The sequence below is a fragment of the Sphingobacterium sp. JUb56 genome (genome assembly GCF_014191365.1).
Classification (GTDB): Bacteria; Bacteroidota; Bacteroidia; order Sphingobacteriales; family Sphingobacteriaceae; genus Sphingobacterium; species Sphingobacterium anhuiense.
The window spans coordinates 4,561,215-4,581,596 of record NZ_JACHWL010000001.1 but is presented as its reverse complement, the minus strand read 5'-3'; the positions used below and the strand labels follow the sequence as shown (position 1 = coordinate 4,581,596).

The 20,382-nt window shown below is 36.4% G+C and carries 16 protein-coding genes; 11 read left to right on the top strand and 5 right to left on the bottom strand.

The genetic code is table 11. The features are described 5' to 3' along the window. Positions 1–37: 37 nt before the first annotated feature. A complete protein-coding gene (locus FHR29_RS19545; RefSeq protein WP_168127929.1) occupies positions 38–433 on the bottom strand; it encodes a hypothetical protein in 396 nt (131 codons plus the stop codon). Positions 434–770: 337 nt separating this feature from the next. Here FHR29_RS19545 and FHR29_RS19540 point away from each other — a divergent pair, with 337 nt between their 5' ends. Further along, the gene (locus FHR29_RS19540) at positions 771–1,883 is read left to right on the top strand and encodes an MBL fold metallo-hydrolase (protein WP_221197867.1); all 1,113 of its coding nucleotides are present in this window, start codon (positions 771–773) and stop codon (positions 1,881–1,883) included. 2 nt (positions 1,884–1,885) lie between these two features. Here the strand turns inward: FHR29_RS19540 and FHR29_RS19535 are convergent, their stop codons facing one another. Further along, positions 1,886–3,124 carry a glycosyltransferase gene (locus FHR29_RS19535; protein ID WP_183916372.1) on the bottom strand — a complete coding sequence of 413 codons (1,239 nt, stop codon included), beginning with the start codon at positions 3,122–3,124 and terminating at the stop codon, positions 1,886–1,888. Between the two features lie 281 nt (positions 3,125–3,405). Between FHR29_RS19535 and FHR29_RS19530 the strand changes: the two genes are divergently transcribed. From FHR29_RS19530 to FHR29_RS19515, 4 genes are all read left to right on the top strand, one after another. After that, positions 3,406–6,000: a phosphatidylglycerol lysyltransferase domain-containing protein gene (locus tag FHR29_RS19530; RefSeq protein ID WP_183916370.1), complete on the top strand. Its 2,595-nt coding sequence runs from the start codon at positions 3,406–3,408 to the stop codon at positions 5,998–6,000. Then, positions 5,993–6,691: an AcvB/VirJ family lysyl-phosphatidylglycerol hydrolase gene (locus tag FHR29_RS19525; protein ID WP_183916368.1), complete on the top strand. Its 699-nt coding sequence runs from the start codon at positions 5,993–5,995 to the stop codon at positions 6,689–6,691. The genes FHR29_RS19530 and FHR29_RS19525 overlap by 8 nt, the downstream gene beginning before the upstream one ends. Before the next feature lie 298 nt (positions 6,692–6,989). After that, complete coding sequence (locus tag FHR29_RS19520) at positions 6,990–8,027, top strand: LLM class flavin-dependent oxidoreductase (RefSeq protein WP_183916366.1); 1,038 nt, start codon at positions 6,990–6,992, stop codon at positions 8,025–8,027. Between the two features lie 84 nt (positions 8,028–8,111). Then, positions 8,112–8,693, top strand: a complete 582-nt coding sequence (locus tag FHR29_RS19515; protein WP_021189384.1) for a tRNA-(ms[2]io[6]A)-hydroxylase — start codon at positions 8,112–8,114, stop codon at positions 8,691–8,693. A 58-nt stretch (positions 8,694–8,751) separates the two neighbouring features. On the opposite strand, the gene FHR29_RS19510 is transcribed toward FHR29_RS19515, so the two are convergent. Next, positions 8,752–9,234, bottom strand: a complete 483-nt coding sequence (locus FHR29_RS19510) for a GNAT family N-acetyltransferase (RefSeq protein WP_183916365.1) — start codon at positions 9,232–9,234, stop codon at positions 8,752–8,754. Between the two features lie 323 nt (positions 9,235–9,557). On the opposite strand from FHR29_RS19510, the gene rlmN reads away from it, so the two are divergent. After that, positions 9,558–10,622, top strand: a complete 1,065-nt coding sequence (gene rlmN, locus FHR29_RS19505) for a 23S rRNA (adenine(2503)-C(2))-methyltransferase RlmN (protein WP_021189386.1) — start codon at positions 9,558–9,560, stop codon at positions 10,620–10,622. A 131-nt stretch (positions 10,623–10,753) separates the two neighbouring features. Continuing rightward, positions 10,754–11,449: a ComF family protein gene (locus tag FHR29_RS19500; RefSeq protein WP_183916363.1), complete on the top strand. Its 696-nt coding sequence runs from the start codon at positions 10,754–10,756 to the stop codon at positions 11,447–11,449. A 72-nt stretch (positions 11,450–11,521) separates the two neighbouring features. Here the strand turns inward: FHR29_RS19500 and FHR29_RS19495 are convergent, their stop codons facing one another. After that, entirely contained in the window at positions 11,522–11,905 is a 384-nt protein-coding gene (locus tag FHR29_RS19495) for a VanZ family protein (RefSeq protein WP_132771640.1), read from the bottom strand. Between the two features lie 180 nt (positions 11,906–12,085). On the opposite strand from FHR29_RS19495, the gene FHR29_RS19490 reads away from it, so the two are divergent. From FHR29_RS19490 to FHR29_RS19480, 3 genes are all read left to right on the top strand, one after another. Then, a complete protein-coding gene (locus tag FHR29_RS19490) occupies positions 12,086–12,439 on the top strand; it encodes a PadR family transcriptional regulator (protein WP_132771639.1) in 354 nt (117 codons plus the stop codon). Between the two features lie 12 nt (positions 12,440–12,451). After that, on the top strand, positions 12,452–14,140 hold the full coding sequence (locus FHR29_RS19485) for a PspC domain-containing protein (RefSeq protein ID WP_183916361.1): 1,689 nt from the start codon (positions 12,452–12,454) through the stop codon (positions 14,138–14,140). 123 nt (positions 14,141–14,263) lie between these two features. Then, positions 14,264–16,663: a TonB-dependent receptor family protein gene (locus tag FHR29_RS19480; RefSeq protein ID WP_260292236.1), complete on the top strand. Its 2,400-nt coding sequence runs from the start codon at positions 14,264–14,266 to the stop codon at positions 16,661–16,663. Positions 16,664–17,016: 353 nt separating this feature from the next. Here FHR29_RS19480 and FHR29_RS19475 read toward each other — a convergent pair whose 3' ends face one another. Next, on the bottom strand, positions 17,017–18,453 hold the full coding sequence (locus tag FHR29_RS19475) for an MFS transporter (RefSeq protein WP_132771636.1): 1,437 nt from the start codon (positions 18,451–18,453) through the stop codon (positions 17,017–17,019). A gap of 585 nt (positions 18,454–19,038) precedes the next feature. Between FHR29_RS19475 and murF the strand changes: the two genes are divergently transcribed. After that, complete coding sequence (murF, locus tag FHR29_RS19470; protein WP_183916357.1) at positions 19,039–20,340, top strand: UDP-N-acetylmuramoyl-tripeptide--D-alanyl-D-alanine ligase; 1,302 nt, start codon at positions 19,039–19,041, stop codon at positions 20,338–20,340. Positions 20,341–20,382: the final 42 nt, after the last annotated feature.

The window sequence follows — 20,382 nt, the reverse complement described above, 5'->3', positions numbered from 1 at the left end:
TTTAAGCTATTTTTTTAATGCTGAAGAGTGGGAGATATCACAGGCGAAGGACGCGCTGTAAAATGTATTTGTTTGTAGAAGTAAAATGCTGTGTTTTAAAAACCGATAGGAGATTCTTTAAATTTTTAAGAACAAAAATCAGTGCCAGTGCATAACTGAGCAAAGCAATGTTTTTGAAAACAGTAATCGTATGCGATTCAAAAACAAGTTCATCTTCGACATCATCTTCTGTCATTTCATATGTGCGTTCATTTAACGCTTTACTGAAGATAGAATGGATATGTGAACTTTTTATTTTTGTTTCAGGAGACTTACCTAGGAAGGAAGAAACAGACCCTGTGCTGCTATGAAAATGACTGTTGGTCAAAACAATTCCATCTCCCTGTAATAGGAATAAATTGAAGATCAGGACCAGTAAATACAGCGCTCTCATATTTGCGGTAAAAGTAGTATCAAGAACGACATGTTACACCATATTAACACTTTTTAACTGTCAGCTTTTTGTAAAAATATAATCATATGATTTCGAGATAAAGTATAATGTTGGGTTATCCGTTTAATATGCTGTGGGATTTTATTCATGATATCAAGTCAAAGATTGAATTTCAGATTCTATATTTCCGCTTTATCATCATTCTAGATCGTGGTAGCTGGATTTATAAGTGGATCACGATCATGGCTTCAAATAAGGAAGTTTCCAGTAAATGAATTTGTATCGTGTCATTCAATAATAACAGTAAATAATACAAATTTATCTAAGTTTGGTTGAAATGAAGATCGGTAAACGTTTAAAGATAGTTCTTGCTAGTGTAATTATATTAATTGTAATGGGTAATGTTTATTTAATGAGGCCTCTTTTTGGAGGAAAAATCACCGGAACACGTCTGGAACGTGTTATAAAGTCTCCGAATTTTAGGGATTCGCAGTTTCAAAATTTGGAACATACTCCATCATTGAAAGAGGGCGAGAGCTTTGTCGGAGCGATGTATGCTTTTTTATTTAAAGATCGTGCTATTCGAAGCCCTAAGATGCCACTTCCGGTTATGAAGCAGGATCTTAAAAATTTACCCGATGCTGATTTGCTTATCTGGTTTGGGCACTCTTCTTATCTCCTGAAGATTGACGGAAAGATCATTGTTGTAGATCCCGTCTTTTCGGATAATGCTTCTCCTGTTCCAGGGAGCAATAAGCCTTTCAATTTATCTTATGTTTATCAGGCTGATGATTTTCCGCCGATTGATCTTTTGTTAATTAGCCATGATCATTATGATCATCTGGACTATAAAACCATGATACAGTTACGTTCAAAAATTAAAAATGTGATCTGTGGTCTTGGTGTTGGCGCCCATTTCGAGCGATGGGGATTTGCTGAAAATAAGGTTACGGAATTGGACTGGTATGATGAGACATCTTTTGAAAAGGAGTTTAAGATAGTTGCCACACCTGCACGTCATTTTTCAGGAAGAAAGTTTAAGCGTAATACAACACTTTGGACATCATTTGTTTTACAGACAGAAAAGTATAAGCTGTTTTTAGGTGGAGACAGCGGCTATGGGAAACATTTTAAGACTATCGGCGATAAATATGGTCCTTTTGATTTAGCGATCCTGGAAAATGGTCAGTATAATGAAACATGGCGTTATATCCATTCCATGCCCGACGAACTTTTAAAGGAGGTTGTTGATCTTCAGGCTAAACATTTTCTACCAGTACATTCTGGCAAGTTTGCATTGGCACTGCACGACTGGAAGGAACCGCTTTCTCTGGTCAGTAAGTATGCGGAAGAGGCAGAAATTCCTGTGTTAACACCCAAAATGGGAGAGATTGTTTATTTGCAACAGCTAGATAAACGATATGATAAATGGTGGGAAGGGCTTAAATAAGCTTATTTCTTATTCTTTTCAGCTATCCACAAGGATAAGTATTTCGTGCTTAATAAAGAATGGTGGAGCAGCAGCTGTCCCATAAAATTCTGTTGTCGATGGGCCTGAAGCTGTGCTTTGATGAAACGGATGGTCATTAGAAAATCGTCTTCAAACCTCGTGCGTGAATAGCGATGATTAATGATGTTGATACCGTTTTGCTGTGCTTCTAACCAGATCGTTTTATTGTTATAAAGTTCGATTGCTTTTTCAACAAATAGTTGCGGTTCATTTGCGATAAACCCGTTCCATGGCAGGTCTCCCGACATTGCTTCAGCTCCAATAGTTGTTGTAACGGAGGGGGTTCCTGTTTGCATAGCATCTATAAATTTACCTTTAACACCAGCACCAAATTGAATAGGAGCTAATAGGACACGGTGTCTGGACATGGTATCTTGGGCATGGTCTGCTCTTCCATGAACAAAGAATCGTTCCTTAGGGTTGTTAAGTTGAAGTACCTTTTGACTTGGATAGGCACCGTAGATATTCAGACTTACTTTAGGAAGCTGCTTCCTGAGCAAGGGCCAAATTTCGGTTTTTAAATACTGTACGGTGTTCCAATTCGGCTCATGTATAAAGTTGCCGATAAACATAAAGTCAGCACGGTTTTCATAAGTCTTCCAGCTCGCTATACATGCTTCATCAATTTCTTCTTCCAAAAAGGGGAGGTAATAGAGGATGGATGGATTGATCGCAAACTGATTCGTCAATAATTGCATCTCAAGTTCGGAGATAATGAGCGAGATATCCGAGCGTAAGATTGCGGCAACTTCCCTTTTCGCAATATCGGAATACAATAAGGTTTGATCAAACTGTTCGCCATTTTTAGCATTGGACTGGCGGGCGTGTCTTAAGAAGTGTAAATCTTCGGTATCGAGTATTCTGACAGTATCTGGACACTCTTGTGCTACTCGCCAGCTGTATTGCTCCTCGGTCATAAAGCGATCAAAAACAACAATATGAGGTTTAAGATCTCGAACGAAATCATTGAAGCTAGCATCATTGAGTTTGATCTCCACTTCATTAATACCCATAGCGACTAGATCGGTACTATATGGAGATTTAGATGCGGCACTTGCAAAGGTGATGGTGTTATCATTTTTTTGAAAACTTTTTAGTAGCTGTACCATACGAAATCCAGCCGCAGAAGAACTTGGTTCCGGCCAGACTAAACCTATAAAAAGAATTTCTTGTTTTTCCATCGATGGAAATTTACGCAAAAAGCACAATACTCTATTCATTATATTTTCAATTGATTGTTTTTCATTTTGTAATATTATTTACAAAAAGAAACTTAGCTCAAAAGGATAATAAAAGGATGGTGTTGAATATATTTTTTCTACAATTTGATTCTTGCCGTTATCAGGCTATCTGTTGTCATATGGAGATAAATTTATCTACGTTTAAAACAATGGTCACAATTTATTTATTTAAAGAGGGTAAATACTCGTTATATTTATCATAGATAAAATAGCATACTCATATGAAGAAATCATTGCTAAGTGGTATCCAAAAGCTGTCTCCAAAAACGTACTGGAAGGAGCTATTGGCTATTTTTATTGTATTGTTGGCCTTTGTTTTTTTTAGAAGCGAACGTAAAGAAATAGCCTCCATAGGTCCCCAGCTGGCTTCAGCAGATTTTAATTGGTTAATAGTTGGGTTTGGAATCACTTTATTATATATTTTGTTACAAGGAGTGATGTATATTTTTAGTTTCCGATCTATCGGATTGAAACTGAATCTATGGGATGCGGTTGAACTCTTTTTAAAAAGGAATCTACTGAGTGTATTCCTTCCGGCCGGAGGGGTCAGTTCATTGGCCTATACCACTTCGCAGTTACGAAAGAAACAACTTAACTCGACCAAAATTCATCAATCAGGCGCCATATATGGGTATGTCGGGTTACTGACTGTTTTTATTATTGGTGTCCCTATTATTCTGTATACTGTTTTTGATCATAAAAACTTTGATAATGCCTGGATATCTTTGGTCGTACTTGGTTTGTTACTCGGTTTATCCTTTCTGTTTTTCTGGTCGATTAGAGTAAAAAATGGATTGTATAGATGGCTGGAGATTAAATTTCCGAAGCTGATCGGTAATATTCATGAGCTGTTTTCGGCACATATTCACAAAGGATATCTATGGATGACCATTCTGGTTTCTGTCGCTATTGAGTTCTGTGGTATTGCCCATGCATTTATTAGCATGTATGCGCTGCAGACACATGTTTCGTTTGAAGCTGCAGCTGTGGCCTATACCATTACAGTCGTTCTGATGATGGTTTCTCCCTTTTTGAGAGGTTTAGGTGCTGTAGAATTTACGATGTTATATATCTTTACTTCTTATGGTTATAGTAAAGAAGAAGGCTTAGGGCTGACAATTATCTATCGGTCATTTGAATTTTGGTTGCCCTTAATTTTTGGAGTTTTTTCTTTTATCTGGCGTGGAAGGCAGATCATTGCACGAATTTTACCCGCCATTGCTATTTTCTTTTTAGGGATCATCAACCTCATCTCGGTAGCAACCCCGCCATTGGTGGAACGGATGCGGCTTGAAAAATATTACCTTCCTATCGAAGCGATGCATGCATCTAAGTTGATGGTATTGGTTTTAGGACTTGGGTTGATGGTGAGTGCCGCTTATCTGATTAAGGGCTACAGATCGGCTTTTTGGATTGCTCTCATATTTTCTTTTCTATCCTTACTAGGACATATTGGTAAGGCACTAGATTATGAAGAAGCATTGGTGTCCTTGTTTATTATTGTTTTACTGGTTACGAACCAAAAGCAGTACCGGATTAAAACCAATAAAAATTGGATGCGTATCGGTTTTGCGACCTTTTTCATTGCCTTGACAGGGGTGTGTTTGTTTGGGTTTGTCTGTTTTTATGTGATTGACAAAAAGCATTTTGGCGTTGATTTTACCTGGCAGCAGTCTATATATCATACCATGCAGAGTTTTTTGTTATTTAATGACGAACTCAACCCGTTAACAACTTTTGGTCAGGAGTTTTTGAATATTACACACTTTCTGGGTCTATTTTCATGGATGTTGTTGATCTATACTTTCTTGTGTCCTAGGATTATTCATGAAGAAGATCATGAGCAGAACGTACTGGATAAGGCGAAGCGTTTACTCAAATTGTATGGAGGGTCGCCGATGGATTATTTCAAAATTGCTCCAGATAAACAATTGTATTTTTCTGAGCGGACAGATGGTTTTGTCTCTTACCGTATCAGTCAGGCTTTCGCGATTGTTTTAGATGAACCTGTATGTGCATTTGACGATAAAGATGAAGTAATTGCAGAGTTCGAACTTTATTGTACCTCTTTGGGGTTAAAGTCCGTGTATTACCGCGTTGATGAAAACAGCTTGCCTTATTTTCTGGAGCTTCGAAAACGGAAGATCATTATAGGGCAGGAGGCCTTGATGGATGTTGCATCATTTTCTTTAGAAGGTAAGAATAGAAAATCGCTTCGAAACTCTTTAAATAGCTTAGAAAAAAAAGGGTATGCGACTGTTTTGCTAACCGCCCCGCATTCGGATGCGATTGTAGCTGAACTGAAGGCTGTTTCTGATGAATGGCTTACAGTGTTCGATAAGAAAGAAATGATCTTTTCGCAAGGACAGTTTGAGGCAGCAGCAATTGCTGAACAAGATGTTATAGCGGTAAAAGATGATCAAAATAAGATTGTCGCCTTTTTGAATATTATACCAGATTTTACTGAAGGGGAGTGTACGTATGATCTTATCCGTAAAGTGGAGCATGCTCCCGGAGGATGTATGGATGCTCTAATTATAAATCTGGTTGATTATGCCCGGAAAAAAGGTGCTAAATATATTAATCTGGGAATGGTACCGATGAGTGGTATTGAATCTCCAGATAACCCTGCAGAGCAGATTATGAAATTTGCAGCCGACAAAGTGGGCTCTTTTAAACACTATCAGAGTTTGAGAGATTTTAAAGAAAAGTATGCGACGATCTGGGAAAATAAGTATTTAATTTTTGGCAATGATTTTGACCTATTACAGTTGCCTCAAGCTTTGTCTAAAGTAATGAAGCCAGATAATGAATAGGATACAGATGGTACGCAATAAATTAGGGTTATTTATCCTCTTGTTTTTGTTAAAATTAACAGTAATGGGGCAGCAGAAAGATATCCCGCTTAAGATTTGGAACAATAATGCGAATAGCCCTATTGTCCTTTATCTAAGTGGTGATGGTGGTCTTAATAGTTTTTCAACGAGTTACTGCGATCTCTTGGGGAAACAGGGATATACAGTTGGAGCTGTAAACTCGAAGAGCTTTTTTTGGGATAAGAAATCCGCAGATCAGATTGCGAAGGAACTAAGCAGCACGCTTGAAAAATTATTGGTAGGTAAAAAGAATCACCTCGTTTATTTTGTCGGATATTCCTTTGGTGCGGATGTTATTCCTTTTTTGGTTAATAAATTAACCGCAGAATGGAAGGAGCGATTGCAGGCTGTGGCACTTCTGGAACCATCAACTTCTACAGATTTGGAGATTCATGTTTCAGACCTGTTTGGGAGGAGCGAGGTTAAAAGAAGTATGGATGTTGTTGCCGAGATCAATAAAATGGTCAATGTTAGAACGGCTATTTTGCTTGGTGAAGATGGAGTGAGTTTCCCGATTAAGAATATTCGGTTAAAAAATTTAGAAACTATTTATATGAAAGGGAATCATCATTTTGATGGTCATGTGGCAGATGTCGTAAAAGCAACAGTAAAGCATTTTGCATTAAAGTAATCTGTCTAAAAAATGACTTATAAAATGGTTATGCTTATTCACTTTTTTATGTGTTGTCGCTGAAATGGATCCACAAAGATTGTTCTGCCATCTTCTTTAAAGGCATAGTAGTATTATTCAGTTAGCTTCTGAATTCATTTGTAGTAGATTGTTGAACATGTACGCTCATTTTCTTTTAGTTTGATGGCTGTACTGTCATCATGTTTTCAAAAAAGTATTTTCTAGTTTTTTCTTGTTGTAGATCAATTTTTAAGAGATAGAAAATTGATAAGTTTGTTTAATCTTAAAAAAGAATAATATGGAATTAGGAATAGGAATGTTTGGCGATTTGCATATTGATCCCAAAACAGGGCAAATACAATCTTCACAGGAAAAGTTACATCAGATTATTGAACAAATAAAATTGATGGATGAAGTTGGGCTGGATTTTTTTGGAATGGGTGAGCATCACCGTCCGGACTATGCTGTTTCAGCTCCAGAAATTATATTAGCGGCAGCCGCTTCTGTTACTAAAAATATAAAATTAGGGAGTGCAGTTTCCGTGTTAAGTTCTGCAGATCCGGTTAAACTTTTTCAAGACTTTGCGACAGTTGATGTTTTATCAAATGGACGTGCGGAGATTATGGCAGGTAGAGGATCATTTATTGAATCATTCCCTTTGTTTGGTTATAATTTAAATGATTATGGAGCATTATTTGAAGAAAAATTGGACCTATTGGTCAAATTAAATAATCAGGATACGATTAATTGGACGGGTAAATTTCGTCCTACATTAGTAAATCAACAGATCTTTCCAAGACCTGTTCAACCTAAATTACCAATTTGGGTTGCGGTAGGAGGTACAACTTCATCTGTTATTCGCGCTGGGAAATTAGGTTTACCCGTTATGTTTGCTATTATTGGAGGAACGTACGAAGCTTTTAAGCCACTGGTAGAAATGTACCAACAAGCTTATGCCGATAACGGTCATGATATGGATAATTTTCAGGTAGGTGTACATATGCATGCTCTTTTTGGGGATCATTCACAACAAGTTGCAGATGCGTACTATCCTATTTATGCAGCACAAATGAATCGCATAGGCGGCGATCGTGGATGGCCACCATACCAACGGACTCAATATGACTTTGGACGTTCATCACATGGTCATTTAATTATTGGAGATGCGGACTATGCTGTAGATAAAATCTTAAAAATACAGGAATCTTTAGGTTTGACGCGCTTTTCTGCACATATGGATGTTGGTGCACCAAATCATATTGATATGATGAAAGCAATTGAGGTTTTTGGAACAAAGATCGCTCCTCAGGTTAGAGCTGCCCTTAATAAGGGATAATAAGACCTTGGTTAAAGTAGTATTCAACATTTTTATATCGGAGAGATATGCTTAACTTTGTGTTTTAAAAATAGAGAGGACAAAATGTTAGGATTGAAATTGTTAACGGATCCGAGGTGGGCAAATATTGCAGAAGGAAATTTAGAAGAGATTCTGACTGATCATGCTTGGTGCGAGCAAAAGGCAGCTTCAAATGCTATTTCATTAATTATGTACAATTCGGAACATGAAGAATTGGTGCATGAATTGACAGCGATTGCTATTGAAGAAATGCAACATTTCCAAATGGTCATTGATATTATTAAAGAAAGAGGCTATACGTTGGGTAAAGAACGTAAAGATGATTACGTGGGGCAACTGATGAAATTCAATAAAAAGGACGGTTCCCGTAACATGGCTTTTATAGATCGTTTGTTATTTGCGGCCATGATTGAAGCTCGAAGCTGTGAACGCTTTAGAGTATTGTCTCAAAATATAAAGGATGAGGAATTAGCGAAGTTTTATCATGATCTAATGGTTTCTGAGGCGAATCACTATACAACGTTTCTTAATTTCGCACGTCAATTCTCAACGGATGTCGATGTCGATAAGCGTTGGAAAGAGTGGTTAGAATTTGAAGGAAATTTGATCCAATCGTATGGAACGAAAGAAGCCATACATGGATAATAAATAGTAATCTATTGTGCAAGAGCCCCATTTTTATTAGAAAAATGGGGCTCTACGTTTATATTAGTGCTGACCGCCGCTCTAAAATGCAGTTGTCCATCCAAATTCCGTTTAGCTGGGCAGCTTTTTGCTGCGTGCCTAATAATTTAAATCCGAATTTTTTGTGCAACAAGATACTTTTATCATTTTCAGGAAAAATAAAGGACATGATCGTCCAAATGCCCGCGTTTTCAGAAGTGTCAATAATATGTTGCATCAATACTTTGCCAATTCCTTTGCCTTGATGATCCTGATCGATATAAATACTTAATTCGGTTACACCATGATAGCCTGTTCGCTGTAGTACAGGAGATAATGCTACCCAACCGATTATAGTATTGTTCTCAATGGCAACAAAGCGCATATTTTCGAGATGATCTTTATCCCAATCTTTCCAAGAACTAGTTTTTGTCGCTAAAGTGATGTTTCCTGCAACGATTGCCTGCTGGTAAATGCGGGCAACATCGGGATAATGCTTCTGTTCTAGTTTCTGTATTTCCATCTGTAGCGTGAGCTTAAGGTATTATATTCTGATACTTCTTTTGAAGTTGATCAAAACTGATGATTCAAAACTAGGAAAAGTTTTGCATCCATTCGAGCGGGAATGTATATTTTATCTGTGATCTAAATCTCGTATGAACGCATTATAAACTTGTTTTTCATTTAGTTAAGAAGAATTTTTTTAAAAATTGGTCAAGAACGATGTTGGCTCCGTTAACATTTGTATCCCTTTGATCGCAAGTAATAATTTATAATTCAGCGAGTTCTGATTTTTATGACATTATAAAAATAAGTTTTTTATAGAAATAACCTTACCTTTGCGCTGTGACTGAGAAAAGTAAAATAATTGATATTCGTAGTCTGTCGATAGATCAGATTAAAGAGAAGCTTACTGAAATGGGTGAGCAAGGGTTCCGTGCAAAGCAAATTTACGAATGGATTTGGGCAAAATCCTGTGTGGATTTTGATTTGATGAGCAACCTAAGTAAACCTTTACGGGAAAAGCTAAAAGAGAATTTTGTTATTCGTGCTGTTAAAGTCAAACAATCACAGGTCAGTTCTGATAGAACTATCAAAAGTAGTTTTACTTTGTATGATGGAAATGTGATTGAGGGTGTATTAATCCCTGCTCCAGAACGTATGACTGCTTGTGTGAGCTCTCAAGTTGGATGTAGTTTGACCTGTAAATTTTGTGCCACGGGTTATATGGATCGTAAACGTAATCTGAATGCAGATGAAATTTATGATCAAGTTGTTTTGATCGCAAAACAAGCAGAAGAGAAATATCAGCAACCATTGACCAACATTGTTTATATGGGGATGGGTGAACCACTCTTGAACTATGCGAATATGATGAAGTCGGTAGAGCGTATTACCTCGCCAGATGGATTGAATATGGCGGCAAAACGGATCACAGTTTCTACCGCTGGTATTGCTAAAATGATTAAAAAATTAGGGGATGACGAAGTCCGATTTAATTTAGCATTGTCTTTACATGCCGCAAATGATAAGAAGCGTAATGAGATCATGCCCATCAATGAGCAAAATACATTAGAAGCATTAGCAGATGCATTGAAGTATTTTTATGCGAAGACAAAAAGCCCAATAACCTTTGAATACATCGTTTTTGATAATTTTAATGATGAGCTCGAGGATGCTAAAGAGTTGGCAAGATTTTGTAAAAATGTTCCTTGTAAGGTTAATATTATTGAATACAATCCTATTTCTTTAGCAAGTTTTGTCAATGCCGATGCCGATAAGATTGAGGTATTTGCTAATTATCTGAAAAATCAAGGTATTATAACAAATGTTCGTAGAAGCCGTGGTAAAGATATTGACGCCGCTTGTGGTCAGTTAGCAATTAAAGATAAAGAAGCTCAAGAAGCTTAATAATAAGGGATTAGACTATACCTCTTCTCAATATACTAATTGATGATAGAGACTGTGATAAATTTGTTTTATTTATAATTTTAATTGTAAATAGAACAAATTTACTTAAGTTAGTATAGGCATAATCAAAAATGAGAAACCAATTATTTCTTTATTTATCAGACTTTGTAGCCTTATTTTTCCCAAAAATTTGTGCAGGCTGTGGCCATGTTTTAGTTAGTCAAGAAAGGTATATCTGTACTTCTTGTCTATTTCATTTACCTATCACAGATTTTCATTTAGATCTTAATAATCAAGTTGCGCGCCAATTGTGGGGAAAATTTCATTTTGAACATGCCTCGGCTCTATTTCTGTTGCGGCAGGACTCGCGGGTAGAGCGGATACTTTATCAAATCAAATATGCCAATCAACCTCAACTTGCATATTTCCTTGGAAGGAAATATGGTGAGACGCTGTCTAACAGTCACACTTTTCAGGATGTTGATGTCATTGTGCCCGTTCCTTTGCATAAAAAGAAGTTGAAGAAAAGGGGGTATAATCAATCCTTTTATTTAGCAAAAGGTCTTGGTATTGCATTGTCAAAACCCGTTTTGGAACATGGATTAACGCGAGTTGGCGAAGGGACAAGTCAAACTAAAAAATCAAGATTGGAACGATACGACAACGTTCAAGATGTGTTTTTTTGCCCAGATGAAACTATTTTAGCAGATAAACATGTGCTCTTGGTAGATGATGTACTGACCACAGGAGCTACATTAACCGCCGCCGCTGAAAAACTTCTTGCGGCGGGTTGCCGGATTTCTGTTCTGACCTTAGCGAGGGCTTAGCATACTTCAGATAACTACTTCACAGTTAATTTCTAAGCAGTATCTGATCTAGAATGTTAAATATTTGATCTGTTACTTTTTACGTCTCACGTAAAAAAGCAAGTAAGCAAAACCCGACATACCAATGCCTACGCTATCTGCAAAGAGATCCCACCAATCACCAGATCTATAGGTGAATATATACAATTGCAATGCTTCAGTCAGTAAGGCGAAAAGGATACCTAAAATACTTACGACAATAACGGGAAGCCATTTTGTAGGGCGACCTTTGAACTGAACCAATACACCATTATAAATTAACGTACAAAATACGAAAAACATACCTGCGTGAACGAGCTTGTCCATCCCCGGATAGGAAGGAACTTTCTCAAAACTTTGTCCTGGCATACAACACAGTGCTATAACCACTACAGCCCAAAGCATTACCCACTTATAATCTAATAATAATCTTATCATGCACTCCTTATAATCAATTTTCGTGCTAAAATAGTGATAAATATAAGAAAAGTGAAATAATGTATTTAGACGTATATAAAAATTATTTAGCTGATTTACAGCGTTTTAATTTTATTTTTGAAATTTATATAGTACTATGTATTGCATAGTACATAATAAAACATATATCTTTGTATTGTTATGATAGCTGAAAATACACAAATACAGATGCGGAAAGGAATACTGGAATATTGTATTCTTTCTATTATTTCCCGAGGGGAAATATATGCATCGGATATCATCAGCGAACTGAAAAAAGCACAGCTCTTGGTTGTAGAGGGAACTTTATATCCTTTGTTGACTAGGCTTAAAAATAACGGTTTGCTGAGTTATATATGGAAGGAATCAACTTCTGGACCTCCACGTAAATATTATGAAATCACAGCAGAAGGAATACAGGTTCTTGAGCGATTGGATGTTACATGGAAAGAACTTGTTTTTGCAGTGGAGACATCTCTAGCGGACAGAATTAATACAATTGACAAATCAATATAACCTATAAATACCATGAACAAGACTATAATTATCAATATAAATAGTATCGTTTTTCATATAGAAGAGGACGCATATGATGTGTTGCGCAATTATATGATTGATATTAAAAAGCATTTCGGAAGTTCGGAAGACAGCAAAGAGATTTTGGAAGATATCGAAAATCGTATTGCAGAGATGTTTACAGAGAAGATTCAACTCGGAATCAAAGAAGTACTGAATATGGATGATGTCAATGCCGTCATCGCACAGATGGGAAGTGTGAGTGATTTTGAGATCAACGATACGGATCAACAGTATTCAGATCAAAAAACAAATCAGGCATACAGCACTTTTCGTACGGGTAAAAAGTTGATGCGTGATCCAGAAGATAAGGTAATCAGTGGTGTGTGTAGTGGTCTGGGACATTATTTTGGCATAGAGGCTCGATGGATTAGACTTTTATTTGTGTTATTCGTTGTAATCTTCGGTTCAGGATTTCTGGTGTATATTATCTTGTGGATTGTAATGCCAATCGCAATTACCAGAGCAGATCGTATGGAAATGCGCGGAGAGTCGCCTAATATCCAGAATTTTAAACGAAGTTTTGAAGAGGAATTGAGCGGTCTAAAAGAGAATTTTTCTGGTGCCGGCAACACATTCAATAGAGGTGTAGAAAATGCTGGAACAGCATTTGGAGAGATCATTAAAATCTTTGCAAAAGTGATCGGTCTGATCGTTGCTTTTTCAATAGGCTTAAGTTTAATATCGCTGTTAATTGCCTTGATCTTTTTTAGCTTGGGTATAGCAGGCGTAACGGACCGCGGGATTATTGAACCATTAAATTTAATCGATCCTCTGCAGGCTCCATGGGCATTAACGGCAGCATTCTTGGCTATTGCAATTCCATTTGCAGGTTTATTTTACCTCATTATTCGCTTGTTGTTTGACCGCAAGCCGATGAATAATTACTTAACGACTTCTTTATTTCTAGTATGGTTAATTTCTTTAGGTAGCATTATCTATTATGCAGGTTCGGTGGCTAAAGATTTTAGAGAAGAAAGTATGATCGTAGAAGAAAAACCTTTGGCTCCAAGATCTATCTATCGTATCAATGCCCGTGATGTGCGTGTCATCAAAATAAATGGAGATCACGGCCGTTCAAATCTAAAAATCAGAGGTACTAACTTATCCGAATATCTTCAGGATGATATCCGAATTCGATTTGAAAGGGTAGATTCAACGCAAATGCCTTATATCAAATATGAGTATTCGGCAAAAGGAGCTAATTATAATTTGGCAACTAAACGTGCGTCTGCAATCAATTATAAAGCCGTTCAGGATAGCGCAAACATTATTTTTGATAGCCACTTTAAATTAGGTGAGAAAGAATTGTATAGAGATCAAAAAGTGAATGTTACGATCTACCTTCCAGTTGGTGCAAAAGTAATGCTGAACAGGGATTTAGAGCGCAATTATGCAGATATATCTTACTGGGAATGCTATGAGCGTTATGAAAATGATGATATTAAAGAAACGGAATGGGTAATGACAAATCTGGGTTTGAAATGTGCTCTACCTGAAAAATCTGAATTTGCACCTGAAGCGGAAGATGAGACGGATGAAAATGTGGTAACTGTAGATACTGCAGTTAGCAGAAAAGATACCATTATCAGTATTTCTCCTACTGGTGTGGTGGTTGAAACAAAAGGAAAGAAAAAATAAATAATAGGTGCTTAGCACCTATTATTTTAATAAAACTCGCAAACTGTAACATTATACGATAACCGCATACTAATTATTCATTACACCTATTTTGAATATAACAACCTAAACAATACAATGAAAATGAAACTATTATTAACAATCTTATTTGCAATCAGTAGCCAACTGCTTTGGGCTGCTATTGGAATATCGGGTAAGATCGTAAATGAAAAAAATGAACCCATGGGCGCAGTTACAGCCTATCTGATCAATAGTACTAATGATATTATCTTAAAAACAGCAATTACGAAAGAAGATGGGCAATATGCTTTTGAAAATGTTGCTGCAGGATCTTATTATGTGGAAGCAAGAATGATCGGGTACAGTGTATCCCGATCTGCAGTTATTGCTTTTAATAAAACACAGCAACAGATTGCAGATTTGAAATTGAGTCCCAGTACAAATGCCTTAGCTGAGGTGACGATCGAAGGCAAGAGGCCATTAGTCGAAAATAAACAGGGGAAATTGATTTTAAATGTAGAGAATTCGCCTTTAGCTGCGGGTAATAATGGACTCGATATCGTACAGCGCGCTCCTGGAGTTAGTTTGGACAACGACAATAATCTGCAGTTAATGGGGCAGTCTGGAGTAAAGGTTACTATCGACGGCCGACAAACTTATATGACTGGAGAACAATTGACCACGCTTTTGAAAAGTACTGATGGAAATCAGATCAAATCTGTTGAAGTAATCAAATCACGTAGTGCGAGGGACGATGCAGAAGGTGCTGTGGGAACGATCAATATCGTGATGAAAAAAAATAAGATGGAGGGATTTAATGGTAATTTCTCTGCCACAGCAGGATTAGGACAGAAGTTTAGAGGTAATTCGGCCTTATCTTTAAATTACAAAAAGAATAATACAACCTATTTTGGATCTTATTCTTATAGTGATGATAAATATGTCAACAGACTAAATATAGAGCGTATCATTTCTAATGACGGCATCGAGACTTTATTTGATCAAAAATCAAATCTGCATATTAAAGATCGTACGCATACATACAAATTTGGCATAGAGCAGAAAACTTCCGATCGGAATGTGATGTCTTTACAATTTAACGGAAGCAATAATGTGGAGCTTAATGATAACGATAGTAAATCTCTCATTGGACCTTTAACGACAATTGATTCGACGTTGATCTCTATGACACAGTTCAAAGAGGGTTTTAATCGTTATTCACTTAATTTCAATAATGAGTTTAAGATCGACTCGACAGGTAAAAAATTGGTACTGGATTTAGATTGGAGTAAATTCAAAAATAGTAAAAAGGCTGATTATGATAATAGATTGTTTAATCAAAACGATCAATTGATACGTGATCCAGAACTATTGCGAAGTGAGATGCCAATAGGAATTGATATATACGTCGCAAAACTGGATTATAATCAACCGCTGAATAAAACCTCGAATATAGAAACCGGCGTGAAGTATTCAAATGTGAAATCTGATAATAATCTTCTGTTTGAAGAGCAACTGGATAATGTCTGGACAAATATCGTCAATAGATCAAATCATTTTGTTTATAAAGAGCAAATTGCCGCAGGTTACTTTGATTATGATAACCAGATTGGTAAATGGGGTATTAAGGCCGGTTTAAGAGGGGAATATACACTGTCTGATGGACACTCCATTACAGAAAATAAACAGGTTAAACGTAATTACTTTGATCTATTCCCATCAGCTAATTTGAGTTACGATGCGCATGAAAACCATATTTTCTCTTTGGGATATTCACGTAAGATCACAAGACCTAATTATCGACAACTCAATCCTTTTGATTACTTTATCGATAAGTACACTTCTGAGCGTGGTAATCCTTACTTAAATCCACAGTATGCAAATGAGTTGAATTTGAATTATACTTTATATAAGAAATATACGGTTACATTGGGTTACAATGCGCAGACCGATGCTATCGTGGAAAGTATGGGCCAAGATTCAATTAAGAAAACAACTTGGGTAACGCGTGAAAATCTAGGAAAAAATAATTCGGCATTTTTGAATTTAAGTATGCCAGTTCAGATTGCAAAGTTCTGGTCTTCCTACAACAATATCACGGCTGTATATATGAATTTTGACGGAGCTATTGCAGGAGCGGTGGTAAACAATTCAAGTTTCCTTTTTCAGGTGAATTCAATGAGTACATTTAAGCTGTCACCTTCATTGTCTGCAGAGATGAATCTACGCTACTTTTCACCTTTTACTTATAACATTTATAAATTGGAAAGTCGTTGGGATGGACAAATTGGCTTTACTAAAAACTTTAAAGACAAGAGAAGTTCGCTTAAACTCGCAGTCTCCGATGTCTTTAATACCAGTAATCAAAACCTATCAACGAATTTCTCATCTTTCAATACAAAGATCCGACAGAATCAGGACCGAAGAGTGGCACGTTTAACCTACTCTTATAAGTTTGGAAATTTGAAAAATGTGACTAAGAAAAAGAGCACGGATAATGAAGAAAAACAGCGTGCCCAATAATAGATAGTTTCAATGTTTATGTAATATGTTGACCGTAAGTATGAAAATACTTGCGGTTTTTTTTGCAATATCATCACTCAGATCATACCTGTTTACAACAGTATTCGGATAATCTCACTATTTTATCTCGCTATTAAATATAAGATGGCTTGCTGCTATTTTGAGAGAAAATTAATGAGCAGCTGTGTGCTTGATACATGGTCAATTTAAGATCTGTATGGAGTTCGTGTTCGTAGACTTATTCCAGACCGAAAAAAATACAGGAGGGATAGAATATCCCTCCTGTAAATAATATTCTAACGTTGAAGTTACGGAGTTTCCTTCGATGTTGATTCCACTGTTTGTGTTATTTATTATAATTCTACAATTTTCATTTTAGGAACTAATGCTTTCATTCCTGCCCACGCAATAAGATAAGCGACCGCACAAAATGAGAAGATAATGAAATATCCAGCTGGTTCACCTTCAAATCCCATGAATTTCAGTTGAGTTTCTTTAGCATAGTCAAAAAGAACACCTGATATTTTATTAATAATAAAGGCTCCTAAGCCTCCTGCTAATCCTCCGATACCGGTAATAGTGGCAATAGCTTTTTTCGGAAACATGTCTCCAACAGTAGAAAAGATATTTGCAGACCAGGATTGGTGTGCAGCACCAGCAATTCCAATAAAAATGACAGGAACCCAATAGGAGATATAACCTAAGGGCTGTGCAAATAAAACGATCAAAGGAATAAATGCGAAAATTAACATCGCTTTCATTCGACCTTCATACGGATTCATACCCTTTTTTTCGACAAATAGGGTCGGAAGATAACCTCCGTAGATTGAGAATAAAGTAATGATGTATAAAACAAAAATTGCTAATTGTCCTTCTGTATCAGATGATTTTATATTATAAACAGCACTTAAATAGGCGGGCATCCAAAATAGGAAAAACCACCAGACACCGTCTGTCATAAATTTTCCAAAGGCAAAAGCCCAAGTTTGTCTATGTTTAAAACACTCCAAAAAAGATACTTTTAATTTCTCATTAGATTTTTGTTCTTCGGTATGATGAGCTGAATCTTGCAGAATATAGCGTAGCTCACTTTCATTAACCTTAGGGTGCTCTTCTGGTTTTTTGTACATGAATACCCAAAATCCCATCCATACAAAACCCAAAGCACCAATAATAATAAAAGACATTTCCCATCCATAATACTTTGCAATGGTTGGAATGGTGATGGGGGCCACTAGTGCACCAATAGTCGCACCGGCATTAAATATACTGGTCGCTAATGCCCGGTCCTTTTTTGGAAAGTACTCTGCAGTTGCCTTTATGGCCGCAGGAAAGTTTCCAGCTTCACCTATTGCTAATACAAAGCGGGCAAAAATAAATAGGGTAACACTCGTACTGATTACTAAACCGACATCATTAATTGTTCCAATTACTGCTTTCGACTCCTCAAAATTTAGAAACCAGTTACCTGTTAACTGTCCCGCAGTAGCGATACCACAAAAAGCATGAATAATAGCACCAACTGACCAAATGCCGATCGCCCAAAGAAAGCCTTTTTTTGTATCCATCCAATCGACAAACCGACCTGCAAAGAGCATACTTACGGCATAAAAGATTGAGAAAAGTGCTGTTATATTACCGTAGTCATTGTTTGTCCAATGAAATTCAGGGCTTATAAAATCTTTCCATGTTAAGGATAAGACTTGTCTATCTAAATAATTTATAGTGGTGGCAAAAAATAGGAGAGCACAAACACTCCAGCGGTACTTTGTTGGTTTATTATTGTTCATATTTGGTTTACTCTATTCTTTCTATTTTGATAATAGAAATATAAGTTTGTTGTTACTGTAACTTTATGAATCTATATGATCATCTTTATGCAACTGGATCAGTGCAGTATGTGTCGAAGAATTATAATAGATATATTTTAAAGTTAATGCTTATAATATTAGGTAGAGCAAAATCAGCATCTTATTTTTACGCAAACGTTTTCAAAGATTGATTAGATTTATACCAGCATGATGTGCCTAATGTTAAAAACAGAAAGCATGATCAGCTGTTGTCTTACGGTTGCATACTATAATTGTGTCAATCCATCTGGATCATTTCGACATCCTCATTTTCACTGTTATATCTGCATGAATTATAAGGAATCAGTTGATATTCCCTTATATTTACAAAGTAGTCCCACATGTAATTATTTGTATCTCCATACTTTTGAGCATACGCATATTTATGTTGCGATAAACTGAATAGCCTACGTTGATTGGGATTAAGGATTATTTGAAATTTTTGTGCTGATTTATAGAACTCTAAATTATTATATTTGTTTGATGATTGCTACTATTGAGGTAATCAAGTAAAAGTTTTTAAGAATGGAACTGCAAGCACTGTATAACTTATTCAAACAACACCCCAGTATATCCACGGATACACGAAATATTCTACCAGATTCGATTTTTTTTGCTTTAAAGGGATCAAATTTCAATGGAAATGAATTTGCGGAGCAAGCCTTGATTTCGGGCGCCGCTTATGTCGTCATTGACGAAGAGAAATATAAAAAAAATGATCGATTTATACTTGTAGAAGATGCTTTAGAAACTCTCCAAGCGTTAGCACACGTTCATCGTAAACAATTGAATATTCCTTTTATTGGTGTAACGGGCACTAATGGTAAGACAACGACGAAAGAGTTGCTGCATGCCGTTCTGTCCAAAAAATATAAAACTTATGCTACAAAAGGAAATTTAAATAATCATATTGGTGTTCCATTGACTTTATTAGCGATAGACCATAGTATTGAAATGGCAATCATCGAAATGGGAGCTAATCATATTGGTGAAATTGATTTTTTATGCAGGATTGCCGAACCCACTCATGGTCTGATTTCAAATGTAGGTAAAGCACACTTAGAGGGATTTGGTTCCTTTGAAGGGGTAAAGAAAACAAAAGGTGAACTCTATGACTGGTTGGAAGCTAATCAAGGAACGTTATTTTTACAGGGAGATAATCCTTTTCTTAAAGAAATGGCTGAGCAACGGCATATTGATAAAGTAGTTAAATATGGTTTTTCCGAGTCAAATGCTATTATTGGAAGGCTGATTAAAGCAGATCCATTATTACAGATTGAATGGCATCTTCAACAATCTGAAGAGATATTTCATGCCGATACGCAGTTAGCAGGTTCTTATAATACGGAGAATTTTTTGGCAGCGATAGCTCTTGGACATTATTTTCATGTGCCTCTTACCCTTATCAATAACGCTATTTCAGAATATAAACCAACAAATAACCGTTCTCAGATAACAAAGACAGATCGTAATACAGTGATCTGTGATTATTATAATGCTAATGCAACGAGTATGGAAGCGGCATTAACAAATATGCGTATCATTGAGGCAACTCATAAAGTTGTTATACTGGGAGATATGTTTGAATTAGGTGAAGAATCTTCTTATGAGCATAAAAAAGTGGTGGAACTGGCGAAAACCATTTCTGGAGCGAGTTTGATCTTTGTCGGTAAAGCATTTTATGAGCATCAAGATGTAGGTGGAGAATTTTTCGAAACAACAAGTGATGCGAAAGCCGCTTTATTGAGCAATCCGATTTCGCATGCAACAATATTACTGAAAGCATCCCGTGGAATGGCTTTTGAAAAGCTGATGGATGTTTTATAGATTTTTGAAAAGATATTAGAAAATAAAAAGGAGCTGATCGGC

Bases quoted from the DNA above. Each gene is read 5' to 3' on its own strand.
- FHR29_RS19545 (WP_168127929.1), bottom strand. From the start codon at position 433: ATGAGAGCGCTGTATTTACTGGTCCTGATCTTCAATTTATTCCTATTA.
- FHR29_RS19540 (WP_221197867.1), top strand. From the start codon at position 771: ATGAAGATCGGTAAACGTTTAAAGATAGTTCTTGCTAGTGTAATTATA.
- FHR29_RS19535 (WP_183916372.1), bottom strand. From the start codon at position 3,124: ATGGAAAAACAAGAAATTCTTTTTATAGGTTTAGTCTGGCCGGAACCA.
- FHR29_RS19530 (WP_183916370.1), top strand. From the start codon at position 3,406: ATGAAGAAATCATTGCTAAGTGGTATCCAAAAGCTGTCTCCAAAAACG.
- FHR29_RS19525 (WP_183916368.1), top strand. From the start codon at position 5,993: ATGAATAGGATACAGATGGTACGCAATAAATTAGGGTTATTTATCCTC.
- FHR29_RS19520 (WP_183916366.1), top strand. From the start codon at position 6,990: ATGGAATTAGGAATAGGAATGTTTGGCGATTTGCATATTGATCCCAAA.
- FHR29_RS19515 (WP_021189384.1), top strand. From the start codon at position 8,112: ATGTTAGGATTGAAATTGTTAACGGATCCGAGGTGGGCAAATATTGCA.
- FHR29_RS19510 (WP_183916365.1), bottom strand. From the start codon at position 9,234: ATGGAAATACAGAAACTAGAACAGAAGCATTATCCCGATGTTGCCCGC.
- FHR29_RS19500 (WP_183916363.1), top strand. From the start codon at position 10,754: ATGAGAAACCAATTATTTCTTTATTTATCAGACTTTGTAGCCTTATTT.
- FHR29_RS19495 (WP_132771640.1), bottom strand. From the start codon at position 11,905: ATGATAAGATTATTATTAGATTATAAGTGGGTAATGCTTTGGGCTGTA.
- FHR29_RS19490 (WP_132771639.1), top strand. From the start codon at position 12,086: ATGATAGCTGAAAATACACAAATACAGATGCGGAAAGGAATACTGGAA.
- FHR29_RS19485 (WP_183916361.1), top strand. From the start codon at position 12,452: ATGAACAAGACTATAATTATCAATATAAATAGTATCGTTTTTCATATA.
- FHR29_RS19480 (WP_260292236.1), top strand. From the start codon at position 14,264: ATGAAACTATTATTAACAATCTTATTTGCAATCAGTAGCCAACTGCTT.
- FHR29_RS19475 (WP_132771636.1), bottom strand. From the start codon at position 18,453: ATGAACAATAATAAACCAACAAAGTACCGCTGGAGTGTTTGTGCTCTC.
- murF (WP_183916357.1), top strand. From the start codon at position 19,039: ATGGAACTGCAAGCACTGTATAACTTATTCAAACAACACCCCAGTATA.